Annotated in this window: 11 protein-coding genes; 6 read left to right on the top strand and 5 right to left on the bottom strand. The window is 69.5% G+C overall.

From position 1 onward, the window contains the following. Nucleotides 1-36 precede the first annotated feature (36 nt). Entirely contained in the window at nucleotides 37-360 is a 324-nt protein-coding gene (locus NQ204_RS06890) for an I78 family peptidase inhibitor (RefSeq protein WP_256643428.1), read from the top strand. Between the two features lie 71 nt (nucleotides 361-431). On the opposite strand, the gene NQ204_RS06885 is transcribed toward NQ204_RS06890, so the two are convergent. The 3 genes from NQ204_RS06885 to NQ204_RS06875 form a co-directional block, all read right to left on the bottom strand. Then, nucleotides 432-2,348 (bottom strand): M56 family metallopeptidase, encoded by a 1,917-nt coding sequence (locus tag NQ204_RS06885; RefSeq protein ID WP_256643427.1) that lies wholly within the window; start codon nucleotides 2,346-2,348, stop codon nucleotides 432-434. Nucleotides 2,349-2,351: 3 nt separating this feature from the next. Further along, complete coding sequence (locus tag NQ204_RS06880) at nucleotides 2,352-2,738, bottom strand: BlaI/MecI/CopY family transcriptional regulator (RefSeq protein WP_079224605.1); 387 nt, start codon at nucleotides 2,736-2,738, stop codon at nucleotides 2,352-2,354. Nucleotides 2,739-2,910: 172 nt separating this feature from the next. After that, complete coding sequence (locus NQ204_RS06875; RefSeq protein ID WP_256643426.1) at nucleotides 2,911-4,017, bottom strand: SDR family oxidoreductase; 1,107 nt, start codon at nucleotides 4,015-4,017, stop codon at nucleotides 2,911-2,913. A 195-nt stretch (nucleotides 4,018-4,212) separates the two neighbouring features. Here NQ204_RS06875 and NQ204_RS06870 point away from each other — a divergent pair, with 195 nt between their 5' ends. Continuing rightward, entirely contained in the window at nucleotides 4,213-4,557 is a 345-nt protein-coding gene (locus tag NQ204_RS06870; protein ID WP_116864983.1) for a hypothetical protein, read from the top strand. Nucleotides 4,558-4,590: 33 nt separating this feature from the next. Here the strand turns inward: NQ204_RS06870 and NQ204_RS06865 are convergent, their stop codons facing one another. Beyond that, entirely contained in the window at nucleotides 4,591-5,643 is a 1,053-nt protein-coding gene (locus NQ204_RS06865) for a DNA topoisomerase IB (protein WP_256643425.1), read from the bottom strand. 116 nt (nucleotides 5,644-5,759) lie between these two features. Here NQ204_RS06865 and NQ204_RS06860 point away from each other — a divergent pair, with 116 nt between their 5' ends. From NQ204_RS06860 to NQ204_RS06850, 3 genes are all read left to right on the top strand, one after another. Next, the gene (locus tag NQ204_RS06860; protein WP_116864986.1) at nucleotides 5,760-6,149 is read left to right on the top strand and encodes an I78 family peptidase inhibitor; all 390 of its coding nucleotides are present in this window, start codon (nucleotides 5,760-5,762) and stop codon (nucleotides 6,147-6,149) included. Nucleotides 6,150-6,322: 173 nt separating this feature from the next. After that, entirely contained in the window at nucleotides 6,323-10,777 is a 4,455-nt protein-coding gene (gene gltB / locus NQ204_RS06855) for a glutamate synthase large subunit (RefSeq protein ID WP_256643424.1), read from the top strand. A gap of 85 nt (nucleotides 10,778-10,862) precedes the next feature. Beyond that, on the top strand, nucleotides 10,863-12,308 hold the full coding sequence (locus tag NQ204_RS06850; protein ID WP_164073868.1) for an FAD-dependent oxidoreductase: 1,446 nt from the start codon (nucleotides 10,863-10,865) through the stop codon (nucleotides 12,306-12,308). Here the strand turns inward: NQ204_RS06850 and NQ204_RS06845 are convergent. Continuing rightward, nucleotides 12,294-14,300, bottom strand: coding sequence for an ATP-binding protein (locus tag NQ204_RS06845; protein WP_305888317.1), 2,007 nt, complete (start codon nucleotides 14,298-14,300; stop codon nucleotides 12,294-12,296). The genes NQ204_RS06850 and NQ204_RS06845 overlap by 15 nt on opposite strands. A 228-nt stretch (nucleotides 14,301-14,528) precedes the next feature. On the opposite strand from NQ204_RS06845, the gene NQ204_RS06840 reads away from it, so the two are divergent. After that, a complete protein-coding gene (locus NQ204_RS06840) occupies nucleotides 14,529-15,398 on the top strand; it encodes a methylglyoxal synthase (RefSeq protein ID WP_256643422.1) in 870 nt (289 codons plus the stop codon). Nucleotides 15,399-15,823 lie beyond the last annotated feature (425 nt).

Raw genomic sequence — 15,823 nt, 5'->3', positions numbered from 1 at the left:
GACACTGCCCGTAGTCCCTTCACCGGAGCCGTGCCGATGCGCCCTACGACCTTGTTGCTGCTGGCCGGCATCCTGCCGCTCGCGGCCTGCAGCCATGCCGGTACCAGCAGCACCGTCGACACAGCCCCCCTGCCGCCCAAGGGCGCCGAGGGCGCGCATGAGTGCCGCCCCGAGGCGCTGGAAGCCTTCACCGGCAAGACCGCCGACGAGGCCACCATCAAGAAGCTGGTGGCCGACAGCGGCGCGCGCAACGCACGCGTGGTGAAGCCGGGCATGGCCGTGACGATGGATTTCCGCCAGGACCGCGTGACCGTGCACGTGGACGAGCAGAACAAGATCGAGCGCGCCAGCTGCGGTTGATGTAACCGCGCCGTATCCGCGGGCGCGATCGATCCGGTAGCGCCGGGCCATGCCCGGCGAGCGAAGCGGTCCTACAGCTGCTGGGCCTTGCCGCTGGCCATGGCGCGGGCGATCACCTGCTTGGCCTGGGCCGAGGCCTGTGCCTGCAGCTGCGCCTGGCGTTCACCCAGTTCCGCCTGCTGGCTGCCCAGCGCGGCCTGGCGCAGGCCCAGCTGCGCCTGCTGGTTGGCCAGTTCGCTGATGTCGTGACTGTGCGCGTCCTGCACCGCCTGCACTTCACGCATCGCAAGACGGGCCTCGGCTGCAGCCTGGCGGGCAATCGCGGCATCATCCATCGAACCGCTCGCGGCCCTCGCGGCCTCCGCTGCGGCCTGCCGGTTGATGTCGCTCTCGCGCACTGCGCGGCTGGCGGCCTGCGTCGCCACACGGCTGATTTCGCGGGCGTGCACGGCCTGCTTGCGGCCCAGTTCACCCTGCTGGCGCCCGAGCACGCCTTGCTCGCGACCGAGCTCACCCTGCTGGCGACCCAGCTCGGCCGATTGCGCATAGACGCGCTGCAGCGGCTGGATCAAGGCCGGATCACGCACGGCATAGCGCTTGTTGCCTTCGCGGAACCACAGCACCGGGCCATCGCGTCCGACATCGCGGCGGGCCTGCTGGATGTCATCGATCGTCGCGCTGGCATAGCTGCGGCCATGGTCGATCAGCACGTGGCCACGTTCCAGGTCATTGCCCAGGTGCAGCTCGCCCACCGTGGTGTAACTGTCATCGCCATCCTCGTCGTCCACAGGGGGCGCCGGAGGTGCGGGCGGCGCAGCGGGGGCCGCCGGTGCGGCAGGCGGCGCGGGCATTACCACGCGGGTAGCGGAGGCCGGCACAGCGGGCGCGGCCGGCGGTGCAGGCGGTGCAGGAACCGTCTTCGGCGGTGCGGGCGGCGCTGGCGGTACCGGCGCGGCCACCAGGCGCATCGGCGCGACGCCCACCGCAACCACGAGGGCGGTCAGGCCGATGGCGAGGATGCGCGGGCAGGCACGACGCGGCTGCAGGCTCATCAGGCGGCGCTTCAGGCTGGTGGTGCTCGGCGCGGCACTGGCCACGCCCAGGTGCGGCTGCGGCGCCACACCCAGCTGCAGCAGCAGGCGGCCGTAGGCGTGGCGGCTGGCACCGTGCTGGCCGACCACTGCTGCATCCACCGCTTCCTCGCGGGCCTGGGCGTATTCGCGCACGGCCAGGCGCAGCAGCGGATGGAAGAAGAACAGGTGCTGCGCCAGCGCAGGCAGCAGGCCCCACTGCAGGTCACCGCGCTGCATGTGCTGCAGCTCGTGGGTCAGCGCCAGATCCAGCGCATCGCCTTGCAGGGCATTGGCACCGGCCGGCAGCAGCAGCACCGGGCGCAGCGGACCGACCAGCTGCGGCGCGTCCACCCGTTCGCTCATCCACAGGCGCGGTGCACGGCGCAGGCCGTGGGCATCGGCAGCCAGCTGCAACGCCTGCACCAGGGCAGCGTCTTCGCAGGGGTACGAGGCGGCCAGCAGCGCGCGGCACTGGCGCCACTCTCCGAAGGTGCGCCACGCCATCACCAGCACGCCGGACAGCCACAGCGCAGTTAGAACCAGCGCCCACCAGGCCATCGGCGATACGCCGCTGCCGATCGTCGCAGCGATGTCGGGGGCTTGGTCGATCGGCGCGGTGGCCAGCAGGTTCGCCGAGAGTTCCGGCGCCATCGGATGGATCGCATCGGCGGCCAGGTCGGTGGCACTCATTGCCATGGCCTGCGGCGCCGGCAGCCAGGCCAGCTGCAGCGGCTGGCTCCAGAACAGGCCCAGCACCGCCTGCAGCGACACCAGCCACCACAAGCGGCAGCGGGTGCTGGCTGACAGCGAGGGCAGTGCGCGGCACAGCCCGTACACCAGGGCCACCAGCAGCACGGTCTGCAGGCTGGTCCAGCCCAGGCGTTCCAGCAGGGAAATCAGCATCGTGGTATCCATGGCTCAGCCCTCGTGGCGACGCGATTGGAGTTGGGCGACCAGTGCTTCCAGCTCGGCCAGCTCGTTGTCACTGACTTCCTGGCGCTGCGACAGGTAGGCCACGAACGGCGACACCGAACCCTGCAGGGTGTTGTCGACGAACTGGGCCACGGCGCCCTGCAGCACGCTGTCCGGGCCACGGGTGGCCTGGTAGCGGTAGACGCCCTCCTGCTGCTCGCGCTGAAGATATCCCTTGGCGCGCAGCCGCTCCATCATCGTCAGCACGGTGGAACGGGCCAGCCCGCGGGCCTCGCCATAGCCACTGGCGACCTCGCCGACACTGGCCGGCGCATGTTCATCGATGTACTGCAGCAGGGCCAGCTCCTGGTCCCCGATGGTCTTGCCACGCATGACACCACTCCATTGACTACACGTGTCGTCACTGTCTGCATGACGACAGCTGTAGTCAACCCCCCGGAAGTCATGGGCCGACGAACGGTTGGGGGCTGCCGGGATCAGATCCCTTTCGCCTGCGAAAGGGCTCTGATCCCATGCCCTGCCAGCGGCCGGCACTACCGCCCCGTCAGCCGTGCGGCCCGCCCATCACCGGCAGGATGACCCCGCTGATATAGCTGGCACAGGCCGGCGAGGCGAGGAACACATAGGCCGGCGACAGCTCTTCCGGCTGCGCGGCGCGACCCATGTCGCTGTTCTTGCCGAACTCGGCCACGTCCTTCGCCTGCTTGTCTGCCGGGTTCAGCGGTGTCCACACCGGGCCCGGCGCCACGCAGTTGACCCGGATGCCACGCGGCAGCAGCTGGCTGGCCAGCGCCTTGGTGAAGGCATGGATGGCGCCCTTGGTGGCCGAATAGTCGATCAGTGCCTTGCTGCCGAACAGACCGGTTTCCGAGCCGGTGTTGATGATGCTGGCGCCCTCGCCCAGATGCGGCAGCACCGCCCGCGCCATCTGGATGTAGCCGCCGATGTTGGTCTGCAGCGTCTCCTGCAGGTGCGCGTCTTCCAGGTCCTCCAGGCGCTCGCAATGCAGCTGGAAGGCCGCGTTGTTGACCAGGATGTCGATGCCGCCGAAAGTCTTGGCTACCTGCTTGACCGCCTTGTTGCAGAAGCGCGGATCGCGTACGTCACCGGCGATCACAACGCAGCGCGCGCCTTCGCGTTCCACGTGCTGGCGGGTGATCTCCGCATCCTCGGCTTCGTCCAGATGCAGTACCGCCACATCGGCGCCTTCGCGGGCGAACAGCACGGCCACGGCGCGGCCGATGCCCGAGTCACCGCCCGTAATGATCGCGCGCATACCCTGCAGCTTGCCGCTGCCGACGTAGTCGGGCGCAAGGAAGCGCGGCGCAAGTTCCAATGCATGCTCATGCCCGGGCTTGGCCAGGTGCTGGGCCGGCATCGTTTCCGGCTGCCTGCGTGCGCCGGCCTGGGTGGCGGTCTTCTTCGCCGCCTTCCTGGTGGCGCGCGCATCCTTGGCTTTCTCCTGGTCCTGCAGGCGTCGTTGCCGCGAGGCCACCCGTGCCGCGCGCGGGTCGCTGGCGGCAGCCTTGCGGGTGGCGGTCTTCACCACGCGCGGGCGGTCGGTTTCGGCCGCGGTCTTTCTCGCGGTGCTGCCTTTGCGCACCTTGGGCGATGCCTTGCGGCGGGCGGGGGTCTTCTTGGTGGTGGCCATGCAGGTCTCCTCGGGAGGGAATGGGGTCGCCGGCCAGCGGCCGACACTACCGGGGGCGGCGTGCGCCGCTCGTGCAGTCTCTCCATCCCGCGTGCCGGCGGCAGTGAGCGCACTGTGTCCATCGCGTGCACGGCATTCATTCCGCCACCACGCGTGTCGTCGCACTCTTCAGGCCAGGACACGAGGAATGCCCAGATGAAACATGCAATTGCCACCGCCGCCGCCTGCTTCGCCCTTGCCGCCTGCAGCAGCAGTCCGGTTGCCCAGATCCAACCGATCGATGGCGTGATTTCCGGCCAGTGCCACACCAACATGGTGCGCGGCGCGGTTGGGTTGGCTGCCTCGGCAGTCACCATCGAACGCGCGCGCGTTGACAGCGACAGCCTGCACGTGCAGGTTCTGCGCGGCAGCCGCGAGCGCAGCGGTAACACCGCCAGCGGCAATGCCGATCCGGGGGCGGGTGCGGCACAGGAAGGCGGTGATCGGCTGACGATTGAAACCGGCCGCACCAACAACATCACCGCCATCTATTGCGGGTAACCGCCGTCGAGCAAGCTCGACGCTACGAGGATCTCAGGCGCGGCGCTTTGCCAACCGCCGCGCCCGGCGCAGTACCTTCAGCGTGGCCTGCTCCCACTGCCGTGGGCCGCGCAGACCGGCCAGCGCGGTAAGTTCGCCACGCTCCCAGCCGGCAAACACGCACGGGTCGATATAGGCCTTGCGGCAGACCGCCGGCGTATTGCCCAGCCGCGCCGCTACCTGGCACACCACCTCGCGCTGCGCCTTGGCCAGTGCCCGCTGGCTGGACGGCTCCGGCAGCTCGGTGGCGGCGAAGGTCTGTACCGCTGCCAGGGTGCCGCCCCAGGTGCGGAAATCCTTGGCGGTGAAGTCCTCGCCCATCACCTCGCGCAGGTAGTCATTGACCGCACCGGAATCGACCGGCTGCACGACACCGTCGTCGTCGCGGTACTGGAACAGCGCCTGCCCTGGCAGCTGCTGCACGCCGCGCACCAGGGTGCCCAGGCGGCGGTCGCCGACGGTCACCTCATGCAGCTGCCCCGACTTGCCACGGAAGCGCATGCGCACGCGGCCCCCGCGCAGCAGGTCCAGGTGACGGTTGCGCAGCGTGGTCAGGCCATAGGACTTGTTTTCCTTGGCATAGGTTTCATTACCCACCCGCACCAGGGTGTCTGCCAGCAGCGCCACCACCACCGCCAGCACCTTCTCGCGCGGGTAACCACGCTGCTTGAGGTCGCGGCTGAGCCTGCGGCGCAGGGCCGGCAGCGCTTCGCCGAAGGCAATGGTGCGGTCGAACTTGCCCGAATCGCGCACCGCGGCCCAATCGGTGTGGTAGCGGTACTGCTTGCGCCCACGCGCATCGCGGCCGGTGGCCTGCAGGTGGCCGTTGGCATGCGCGCAGATCCACACGGCGGTGTAGGCCGGCGGGATGGCCAGCGCGCGGATGCGCTGCAGGGTGGCGGCATCGCGCACCGCATGGCCGTCGGCATCGCGGTAGGCAAAGCCCTTGCCTGCGCGGCGCCGGCTGATGCCGGGCTGGGTGTCATCGACATAGCGCAGGCCCGCCGCGCGTGCGGCCTGTCGTTCGGGGGTGGGGGCAGGAGGCATGCCGCCAGTGTGGCGATCGGCGCGGCGTAGCCGCGTCAATAACGCAACACAAACACGTGAGGGGGGCTTCGCGGCTATGCTCGGGTCTTCACGGTCCCTTCTCTTCCGGAGTCATGATGTCGTTCCAGATTCGCGCCCGTTCGCTCTCCGCCCTGTTGCTGCCGGCCGTGCTGGCGTTGTCCGCCTGCCAGGCGCCAGCGCTGGATGAGCAGGATGCGGCCACGGCCAACGCCCAGAAGGCCGCCGAAGCCGCCAAGGCCCCGGCCGATGAGGCCGGCAAGGCCACCGAAGCACCGCCGGCCGGCAACTGCGATGCCAGCCAGGTGCAGAGCCTGGTCGGCCAGGCCTATACCGACGCGCTGGGCAAGCAGGCCCAGGAAGATGCCGCCGCCAGCCAGGTGCGCGTGCTCAAGCCCAACGACGTGGCCACGATGGAGTTCATGGGCGATCGCCTGAACATCGAAGTGGACGAAAAGGGCCTGGTCAGCGGCGCTCGCTGCGGCTGACGGAAAGTCAACGCCGGCAAGGGTTTGCCGGCGTTTTGGTTGCACGCGCAACCGTGTATTGCGGCGTTGCAACAACTGTGATCTAGTCGAGGCATCCGGTGGCCTCACGATGCGCTCCAGGGAATGAGCGGGCACGAGTGTCCCCGCTCATTTCCTTTCGCATCGAGGTAGAGATGGCCCCCCGCAACCGCCAAGGGCTTTACGACCCGCGCTCCGAGCGCGATGCCTGTGGATTCGGCATGGTCGCGCAGCTCGACGACCAGCCTTCGCGCCTGCTGGTCGACACCGCCATTGCTGCGCTTTCGCGCATGACCCACCGCGGCGGCGTCGCCGCAGATGGGCTGACCGGCGATGGCTGCGGCCTGCTGCTGCGCCGCCCCGATGCCTTCCTGAAACTGCTGGCCAGCGAAGCCGGCATCACCGTGGGCGCGCGCTTCGCCGCCGGCCTGGTGTTCCTGCCGCACGACGCCGAGGCCGCGCAGGCCTGCCGCACGCAGTTGCAGGCGCAGGTGGAAGCAGTCGGCTGCAAGGTGGCCGGCTGGCGCGAGGTGCCCACCGATGACAGCGTCTGCGGCCAGCTGGCCCGCGATACGCTTCCGCGCATCGAACAGGTGTTCGTCGACGCCGGTGTCGGCCAGGACGACGGCGGCTTCGCGCTGGCGCTGTTCCTGGCCCGCCGCCGCAGCGAACAGCAGCTGCGCGAGCATGCCGATTACTACGTCACCACCCTCAGCCCCAACGCGATCAGCTACAAGGGGATGGTGCTGCCGGACAAGCTGAGCCGCTTCTTCCCGGACCTGCAGCGCCGCGAACTGGCCTCCAGCGCCATCGTGTTCCACCAGCGGTTCTCCACCAACACGCTGCCGCGCTGGCCGCTGGCGCACCCGTTCCGCATGCTCGCCCACAATGGCGAGATCAACACCATCGAAGGCAACCGTCGCTGGGCGCAGGCGCGCAGCAAGGTGTGGAAGACCCCGCGCTTCGACATCGCCGAGTTCGATCCGGTCATCTCCATGCACGGCTCGGATTCGCAGAGCCTGGACAACATGCTGGAACTGATGGTCTCCGGTGGCATGGAACTGATCCAGGCGCTGCGCATCCTGGTGCCGCCGGCGACCCAGTCGCTGGAGTTCAAGGATCCCGACCTGGCTGCGTTCTACGAGTTCCATGGCCTGAACAGCGAGCCGTGGGACGGCCCGGCCGGCATCGTCGCCTGCGACAGCCGCTATGCGGTGTGTACGCTGGACCGCAACGGCCTGCGCCCGGCGCGCTGGATGCTGACCGCCGACCGCCACTTCCTGGTCGCCTCCGAAGCGGGCGTGTGGGAAGTGCCGACCGAGCGCGTGGTGCGCAAGGGCAAGCTCGGCCCGGGCGAGATGATCGCCATCGACCTCAAGCGCGGCGACCTGCTCGATTCGGAAGCCATCGACCGCATCAACCGCGGCCGCGCGCCGTACAAGCAGTGGCTGCAGCAGGGCGTCACCTACCTGCAGACCGAGCTGATCGATCCGTCGCTGGTGGAAGAGCCCTTCGACGAAGGCACCCTGCGCAGCTACCACAAGCTGTACCAGCTCAGCAGCGAGGAAGTGGAGCAGGTACTGCGGCCGCTGGCCGAGACCGAGCAGGAAGCCACCGGCTCGATGGGTGATGACACGCCGATGGCCGTGCTCAGCCAGCGCAGCCGCCCGCTGTACGACTATTTCCGCCAGGCGTTCGCGCAGGTCACCAACCCGCCGATCGATCCGCTGCGCGAAGACTGCGCGATGTCCCTCTCCACCCAGCTCGGCAAGGAGACCAACATCTTCCATGCCGGCCCGGAGACGGTGAACCACGTCATCCTCAACTCGCCGGTGCTGAGCCAGCGCAAGCTGCGCCAGCTGCTGAAGATGGACCAGTACGTGCAGGCCAACCGCCTGCTCGACCTGTCCTACAGCGAGGACGAAGGCCTGCGCGCCGGCATCGAGCGCATCTGCGCCGAGGCCGAACAGGCCGCCCGCGAGGGCATGGTGATGCTGCTGCTGTCCGACCGCTACCCGGTAGCCGGGCGGCCGATGGTGCACGCCCTGCTGGCCACCAGTGCCATCCACCACCACCTCTCGCACCTGGGCCTGCGCTGCGACGTCAACCTGATCGTCGAGACCGGCACCGCCCGCGACCCGCACCACATGGCCTGCCTGCTCGGCTTCGGCGCCACGGCGGTGTATCCGTACCTGGCCTACCAGACGCTGTTCGACCTGGGCCGCCGCGGCATCCTCAAGCTCAGCAAGGGTGGCGAGCAGTCGCAGATCGGCCGCCGCTACCGCAAGGGCGTCTACAAGGGCCTGTCGAAGATCATCTCGAAGATGGGCATCTGTACCGTGGCCAGCTACCGCGGTGCGCAGCTGTTCGAGATCATCGGCCTGGAACCGGAAGTGGTCGATCTGTGCTTCCCCGATACCGCCTCGCGCATCGGTGGCGCCGGCTTCGCCCGCCTGGATGCCGATGCACGCGAACTCTGCGCGCAGGCCTGGGATGCCCAGCAGGGCGTGGATGTCGGCGGCCTGCTGAAGTATGTGCACGGCGGCGAATACCACATGTACAACCCGGACGTGGTGACCACCCTGCAGCGCGCGGCGCGCAGCGGTGACCCGCGTGCGTGGCAGCAGTACTGCGACGCCGTGCATGCACGGCCGCCGTCGACGCTGCGCGACCTGCTGGAACTGGTGCCGGCCGCTGCGCCGACGCCGCTGGACGAGGTGGCCCCCGCCAGTGAACTGTTCCCGCGCTTCGACACCGCGGCCATCAGCCTCGGCGCGCTGTCGCCGGAAGCGCATGAAGCGCTGGCCATCGCCATGAACCGCCTCGGCGGCCGCAGCAACTCCGGCGAAGGTGGCGAAGACCCGGCGCGCTACGGCACCGCGCGGCGAAGCAAGATCAAGCAGGTGGCCTCGGGCCGCTTCGGTGTCACCGCCGAGTATCTGGTCAATGCCGAAGTGCTGCAGATCAAGGTCGCACAGGGCGCCAAGCCCGGCGAAGGCGGCCAGCTGCCCGGCCACAAGGTCAACGAACTGATCGCGCGGCTGCGCTATGCCAAGCCGGGCATCGGCCTGATCTCGCCGCCGCCGCACCACGACATCTATTCCATCGAAGACCTGGCCCAGCTGATCTACGACCTCAAGCAGGTCAACCCGACCGCACTGGTGTCGGTGAAGCTGGTCAGCCATGCCGGCGTGGGCACGATTGCCGCTGGCGTGGTCAAGGCCGGTGCGGACCTGATCACCATTTCCGGCCATGACGGCGGCACCGGCGCTTCGCCGGTCAGCTCCATCCGCTATGCCGGCGTGCCGTGGGAACTGGGCGTGGCCGAAGCGCACCAGGCGCTGCTGGCCAACGACCTGCGCGGGCGAACCCTGCTGCAGACCGACGGTGGCCTGAAGACCGGCCTGGACGTGGTCAAGGCCGCGCTGCTGGGTGCGGACAGCTTCGGCTTCGGCACCGCGCCGATGATCGTGCTGGGCTGCAAGTACCTGCGCATCTGCCACCTCAACAACTGCGCCACCGGCGTCGCCACCCAGGATGAGCGCCTGCGCGAGAACCACTTCACCGGCCAGCCCGAGCGCGTGGAGAACTTCTTCCGCCTGCTGGCCGAGGAAGTGCGTGGCTGGCTGTCCTACCTGGGCGTGCGTTCGCTGGAGGAGATCGTCGGCCGCACCGACCTGCTGCGGCAGATCGAGGCCGCACCGCGCGACGGCGTGCGCGTGGACCTGTCGCGCCTGCTGGCCGACGCCCGTTACGAAGGCAGCCACTGTGCCGCGCAGCGCCTGTACGAATCGCCGGACAGCCTGGCCACGCAGATGGACGGCCTGCTGGCGCCGGCCATCGCTCACAAGCAGGGGGGCGAGCACCGCTTCCTGATCCACAACACCGACCGCAGCATCGGCACCCGCCTGGCCGGCGCCGTGGCCCGCGCGCACGGCAACCAGGGCATGGCCGAGGCACCGCTGGAACTGCGCTTCCGCGGCAGTGCCGGGCAGAGCTTCGGCGCCTTCAACGTCGGCGGCCTGCACCTGGAAGTGGAAGGCGAAGCCAACGACTACGTCGGCAAGGGCATGGCTGGCGGCCGCCTGGTGGTGCGCCCGCCGCGCGGCGCGCGCTTCGAGGCCCGCAGCACCGCCATCATCGGCAACACCTGCCTGTACGGCGCCACCGGTGGTGAGCTGTTTGCCGCCGGTCGCGCCGGCGAGCGCTTCGCGGTGCGCAACTCTGGCGCGCTGGCGGTGGTGGAAGGTGCCGGTGACCACTGCTGCGAGTACATGACCGACGGCGTGGTGCTGGTGCTGGGCAAGGTCGGCCTGAACTTCGGCGCCGGCTTCACCGGTGGCCTGGCTTACGTGCTGGACGTCGATCGCGATTTCGTCGACCGCTACAACCACGAGCTGATCGACATCCACCGCGTATCGGCCGAGGGCTTCGAGAACTACCGCCAGCACCTGCACCGCCTGATCGGCCGCCATCGCGAGCTGACCGGCAGTATCTGGGCGCAGCAGATCATGGACGAGTTCCGCGATTACATCGGCAAGTTCTGGCTGGTCAAACCCAAGGCCGCCAGCATCGAGTCGCTGACTGAAACCCTGCGACGCGCCGCGTAACGGTAGTGCCGGCCGCTGGCCGGCTACCCAGGATCACGTAGTGCCGGCCGCTGGCCGGCAACCGCAAAAAACCACAGAGCCAGCCATGAGCCGCAAGCAAGCATTCCAGTTCCTCGATCTGCCCCGGACCATGCCGCAGCGCATCCCGGTTGAACTGCGCACCTCCGGCGACTGGGGTGAGCTGTACGGCAAGTTCGGCAAGGAAGACGCCCAGTACCAGGCCGGCCGCTGCCTGGATTGCGGCAACCCGTACTGCAGTTGGAAGTGCCCGGTGCACAACGCCATTCCGCAGTGGCTGCAGCTGGTGCAGGAAAACCGCATCCACGAAGCCGCCACCCTGTGCCACAGCACCAACCCGCTGCCGGAAGTGTGCGGCCGCGTCTGCCCGCAGGACCGCCTGTGCGAAGGCAGCTGCACGCTGGAGGAATTCGGCGCGGTGACCATCGGCGCGGTGGAGAAGTACATCGTCGATACCGCGCTGGCCAGTGGCTGGCGCCCCGACCTGGCCGCGGTGCAGCCCACCGGCCAGAGCGTGGCGGTGATCGGTGCCGGTCCGGCCGGCCTGGCCTGCGCCGACCGCCTGGCGCGCGCCGGCATCACCGCCGTGGTCTACGACCGCTACGAACAGATCGGCGGCCTGCTGCAGTTCGGCATCCCCAGCTTCAAGCTGGACAAGGACGTGATCCACCGCCGCCGCGAGGTGCTTGAGGGCATGGGCGTGCAGTTCCGCCTGGGCGTGGAGATCGGCCGCGATGTCAGCGTGCAGCAGCTGCTGGACAGCCACGATGCGGTGTTCGTCGGTACTGGTGCCTACCGCTACACCGACGGCGGCCTGGACGGCCAGGACCTGAAGGGCGTGCTGCCGGCGCTGCCGTTCCTGGTGCAGAACAGCCGCATCGTCAGCGGCGATGATCCGAAGGGCCGGCCGATTGCCGGCTGGGAAGACACCATCGCCCTGCCCGACCTCAACGGCAAGCGCGTGGTCGTGCTCGGCGGCGGCGACACCGGCATGGACTGCGTGCGTAGCGCGGTGCGCCTGGGCGCGGCCAAGGTCACCTGTGCCTACCGCCGCGACGAGGCGAACATGCCCGGCAGCGCGCGCGAAGTGGCCAATGCGCGCGAGGAAGGCGTGCGCTTCCTGTTCAACCGCCAGCCGCTGTCGATCGAAGCCGGTGCCGATGACGAAGTGATCGGCGTGACCGTGGTCGAGACCCGCCTCGGCGAGCCCGATGCCAATGGCCGCCAGAACGCGGTGCCGATCGAGGGCAGCGAATCGCTGCTGGAAGCGGACGTGGTGATCATCGCGTTCGGTTTCTCGCCGACGCTGCCGGCGTGGCTGTCCGAGCACGGCGTGGAAGGCCAGTCCAATGGCCGCATCGTCGCCGGTGGCAAGGACCGCCTGCCGTACCAGACCTCGCACCCGCGCCTGTTTGCTGGCGGCGATGCGGTGCGCGGTGCGGACCTGGTGGTGACGGCCGTGGCCGAAGGCCGCGACGCCGCTGCCAGCATCGTGCGCCTACTGGCGCACTGATCCGGCCGCCGCCGGGGCCTGGGCGGCCTGTGGTGCCGACGCTGGAGGGGCGTCGCACGCAGGCAGGTACAGGTCCAGGCTGACCGTGGTGCCCTCGTCGGGGACGCTGTGCAGCTGCAGTTCGCCGCCCAGTGCGGCGGCCAGCTCGCGGCAGATGGCCAGTCCGAGGCCACTGCCACCGAAGCGGCGGGTGGTCGAGGCCTCGGCCTGCGTATAAGGCGCGAACACCGCCCGCTGCCGCTCCGGACTGATACCCACCCCGGTGTCAGCCACCTGCAGCCGCAGATGCTGGCCGGCAGCCGCCTGGCGCTGCACCTGCAGGCGCAGCTCGACCCCGCCATGCGCGGTGAACTTGAGCGCGTTGCCCGCCAGGTTGAACAGGATCTGCCGCAGGCGCAGGCCATCGACCAGCGAACTGGTCTGCAGCGCCGGGTCCAGCACACAGTGCAGGTGCAGTCCCTTGCTGGCGGCCAGCGGCGCCAGCAGGCGCTGCACGCCCCGCAGCAATGCGGCCAGATCGGTCGGCTCCGCCTGGGAGGGGCGGCCTCCCTCGCGCTTCCGCTCGCTGTCCAGCACCGCCTCGAGGATCTGCCGCAGTACCACGGCCGCCTCGTCGAGGGTGGCCAGCAGCTGCCGCTGGCGCGGGTCCAGCGACGTCTCTGCCAAGTCGTCGAGCATGCCTATCAGGGTGTTCATCGGTGCGCCGATCTCCTGGCTCATCCTGGCCAGGAAGTGGGCCTTGGCCACCACTGCCTGCTCGGCTTCGCGCCGTGCGTCGTTCAAGGTGCCGACACGCATCTGCGCCTCGGTCACGTCCATCCAGTAGCCGCTCCATTCGACGCCGCTGCCATCACCATCACTGCAGTCCACCGGCCGCCCGTGCGAACGCACCCAGCGCCAGCCCATCCGCCCGCGGCAGCGGAAGGTGACGTCGATCGGCCCGCGCACCATTGCCGCCGCATCGACATGGGCCATCACCGGTCCGCGGTCCTCCGGGTGCACGGCCGCCAGCAGCCGCCAGTGCTCTACGCGCGCGGTGTCCACGCTCATGCCGAACAGCGCCTGCACGTCTCCGGTCAGGTAGAGCACGCTGTACTCGCCCGTGGCGCTGCGCCGGGTCCGATAGACCACCGCGGGCAGACCCGCGCTGACCTCCTGCAGGCGCTGCTGCAGGGCACGGCGGCGCTGCGCTTCGCGGTGCAGCCGCCAGTAGCCGAGGGCATGCACCAGCCCCAGCCCGAGCAGGGCCAGCAAGGCAGCAGCGAGGCCGCGCAGCCACGGCGGCATCGGTACGGCAGCCGTTCTCGATGCCGGTTTATCCGGCGTGGCCAACGCGATGCCGCGTACGCTGGACAGCGGTGCCAGGTGGGGGTCGAACACGGCCAGCCAGTGCCGGCAGGCCGGCGTCGTGGCCAGCACCAGGGCATCGTCGAAGCCGGCTGGCGCGGCGACCTGCAGCGCGTTCTCGTTGCCCTCCCGCAGCAGGCGCTTGACGTCGACCAGGTTGGCCACCACCGCATCTACCTGCGAGGCCACCAGCAGGCGCAGGGCGGTGTCCACCGCCATCGGTGGCAGCAGCAGCGCGCCGGGCGCCTGCCGCTGCAGCAGGGGCGACAGCTGTGCCGGATCGGGCGTGGCCACGGTCTGCCCGCGCAGCCCGCCCAGGTCGAGGATGGGCGGGGCATCGCGGCGGCGTACGATCACCTGCGGTATCTCGAGGTAGGTGGCACTGGCCGGCCATCCCGAAGGCAGCTGCCCACGCGACCAGCCCAGCACGGCCTGCGTGCCGGCCGGCAGCTGGCCTTCGCCCAGCAGGTCGGCGGCCACCGGCTGCACCTGCAGCGTCGGCTCGGCGGCGCGCAGCGCGGCCAGCACCGCGGCGATGCCCCCGTGCACGGGCCCGGCCTGGTCCGCGGGTACCGACGACGGCGCCGAGGCATGCACCAGCCGCAGCGGGCCGCTGCAGTCGTCGGCGTAAGCCGGCAGCACCATCAGCAGGGCCAGCAGCACGCCGCTGCACCGCCAGCGGCGGTGCGCAGCGCCGACATCAGGACAACCCGCGACACTCACGATTACTCCTCAGGCCGCAGGCTGCACGAAGCAGCGGCCACCTGCCACGCTAGCGACGCGGCCCGCAGCGACAATGAGGAAAATTGCAAAACGCTCCAGCGATACTGATAGCGACATACACTGCCGCTTCCACCACTGAGGACGCCCGCGATGCGCATCGGCCTGGCCGCCAACCGCCTGCACCACCATGACGCGCGTGCCGCGCTGTTCCGCTGGCTGCGTGCCAGTGAGCCGGGCCTGCGCGAGCTGGGCGTGTCCCTGCATGCAGTCGGCCGTACCCACGACGCGATCGAGCGCAACGGCTTCCTGTCCGGCTATGCGGGCCTGCATCGCTATCCCTACGGCCGCCAGGGCGGCCTGATGAAGCTGGTGGCCGAAGTGGTCGGCATGGGACCGGAGCGCACCCTCGATGGCGCGATCTACCTGATCGATCCGGTCGACCCGTCGTCGGTGTTTCCCGAGGCGACCGCGCTCAAGCGTCAGTGCGTGATCCATGGCAAGCCGTTCATTTCTACTGTCGCCACCGCGCGCGACTGGATCGAGATCGAACGCGTCCACGCCGGATTGGCCGCCGATGCCGGTGCTGACGACCTGCATGCGTTCGAAGGACAGACCCTGGCGCTGATCGCCCACGATGCGATGAAGCCGGCGATGCTGGCCTTCGCCGACGAGCATTTCGACGTGCTGGCCCGCTTCGGCGAGCGCGTGGCCACCGGCACCACCGGCCAGCGCCTCAACGAGCTGGCGTGGAGCCGCGGCTGGCCCACCGATACGCCGTGGGTGACGCGCTACCAGAGCGGCCCGATGGGCGGCGATGCGCAGATTGCCGACCGCGTGCTGGAGGGTCGCTGCCAGCGCGCGATCTTCTTCGAGGATCCGCACGTGGCGCGCCAGCACGAGGCCGATATCCAGCTGCTGGAGCGGGCGGTGACGACGGTGACCGATGAGGCGGTGTGCATTACCGCGCCGCGGGTGGCGGCACGCTGGGCAGCGGCAGCGGCGCTGCGCGCGGCCCGGTAGAGCCGAGCCATGCTCGGCTGCTTCGCGTCGGGTTGACTGGAAACCCCGCGCTTCGCGCATAAGCCGAGCGTGGGCTCGGCTCTACAGGATCCGGAGCGCCCGCTCTTTGTAGAGCCGAGCCCGTGCTCGGCTGCTTATCGTCGGGCTGACTGGAAACCCCGCGCTTCGCGCGTAAGCCGAGCGTGGGCTCGGCGCTACAGGATCCGGAGCGCCCGCTCTTTGTAGAGCCGAGTTCGTGCTCGGCTGCTTCGCGTCGGGCTGACTGGAAACCCCGCGCTTCGCGCGTAAGCCGAGCGTGCGCTCGGCGCTACAGGATCCGGAGCGCCCGCTCTTTGTAGAGCCGAGCCCATGCTCGGCTGCTTCTCATCGGGTTGACTGGAAACCCCACGCTTCGCGCGTAAGCCGAGCGTGGGCTCGGCGCTACA

Origin of the sequence: Stenotrophomonas testudinis (assembly GCF_024499815.1) — a bacterium.
Lineage (GTDB): Bacteria > Pseudomonadota > Gammaproteobacteria > Xanthomonadales > Xanthomonadaceae > Stenotrophomonas.
This window is presented reverse-complemented; position numbering and strand designations above follow the sequence as displayed.

Coding starts and splice junctions, on each gene's coding strand:
- NQ204_RS06865 (WP_256643425.1), bottom strand. CDS start 5,643: ATGCCTCCTGCCCCCACCCCCGAACGACAGGCCGCACGCGCGGCGGGC.
- NQ204_RS06880 (WP_079224605.1), bottom strand. CDS start 2,738: ATGCGTGGCAAGACCATCGGGGACCAGGAGCTGGCCCTGCTGCAGTAC.
- NQ204_RS06870 (WP_116864983.1), top strand. CDS start 4,213: ATGAAACATGCAATTGCCACCGCCGCCGCCTGCTTCGCCCTTGCCGCC.
- NQ204_RS06890 (WP_256643428.1), top strand. CDS start 37: ATGCGCCCTACGACCTTGTTGCTGCTGGCCGGCATCCTGCCGCTCGCG.
- gltB (WP_256643424.1), top strand. CDS start 6,323: ATGGCCCCCCGCAACCGCCAAGGGCTTTACGACCCGCGCTCCGAGCGC.
- NQ204_RS06860 (WP_116864986.1), top strand. CDS start 5,760: ATGTCGTTCCAGATTCGCGCCCGTTCGCTCTCCGCCCTGTTGCTGCCG.
- NQ204_RS06845 (WP_305888317.1), bottom strand. CDS start 14,300: ATGGTGCTGCCGGCTTACGCCGACGACTGCAGCGGCCCGCTGCGGCTG.
- NQ204_RS06850 (WP_164073868.1), top strand. CDS start 10,863: ATGAGCCGCAAGCAAGCATTCCAGTTCCTCGATCTGCCCCGGACCATG.
- NQ204_RS06875 (WP_256643426.1), bottom strand. CDS start 4,017: ATGGCCACCACCAAGAAGACCCCCGCCCGCCGCAAGGCATCGCCCAAG.
- NQ204_RS06885 (WP_256643427.1), bottom strand. CDS start 2,348: ATGGATACCACGATGCTGATTTCCCTGCTGGAACGCCTGGGCTGGACC.
- NQ204_RS06840 (WP_256643422.1), top strand. CDS start 14,529: ATGCGCATCGGCCTGGCCGCCAACCGCCTGCACCACCATGACGCGCGT.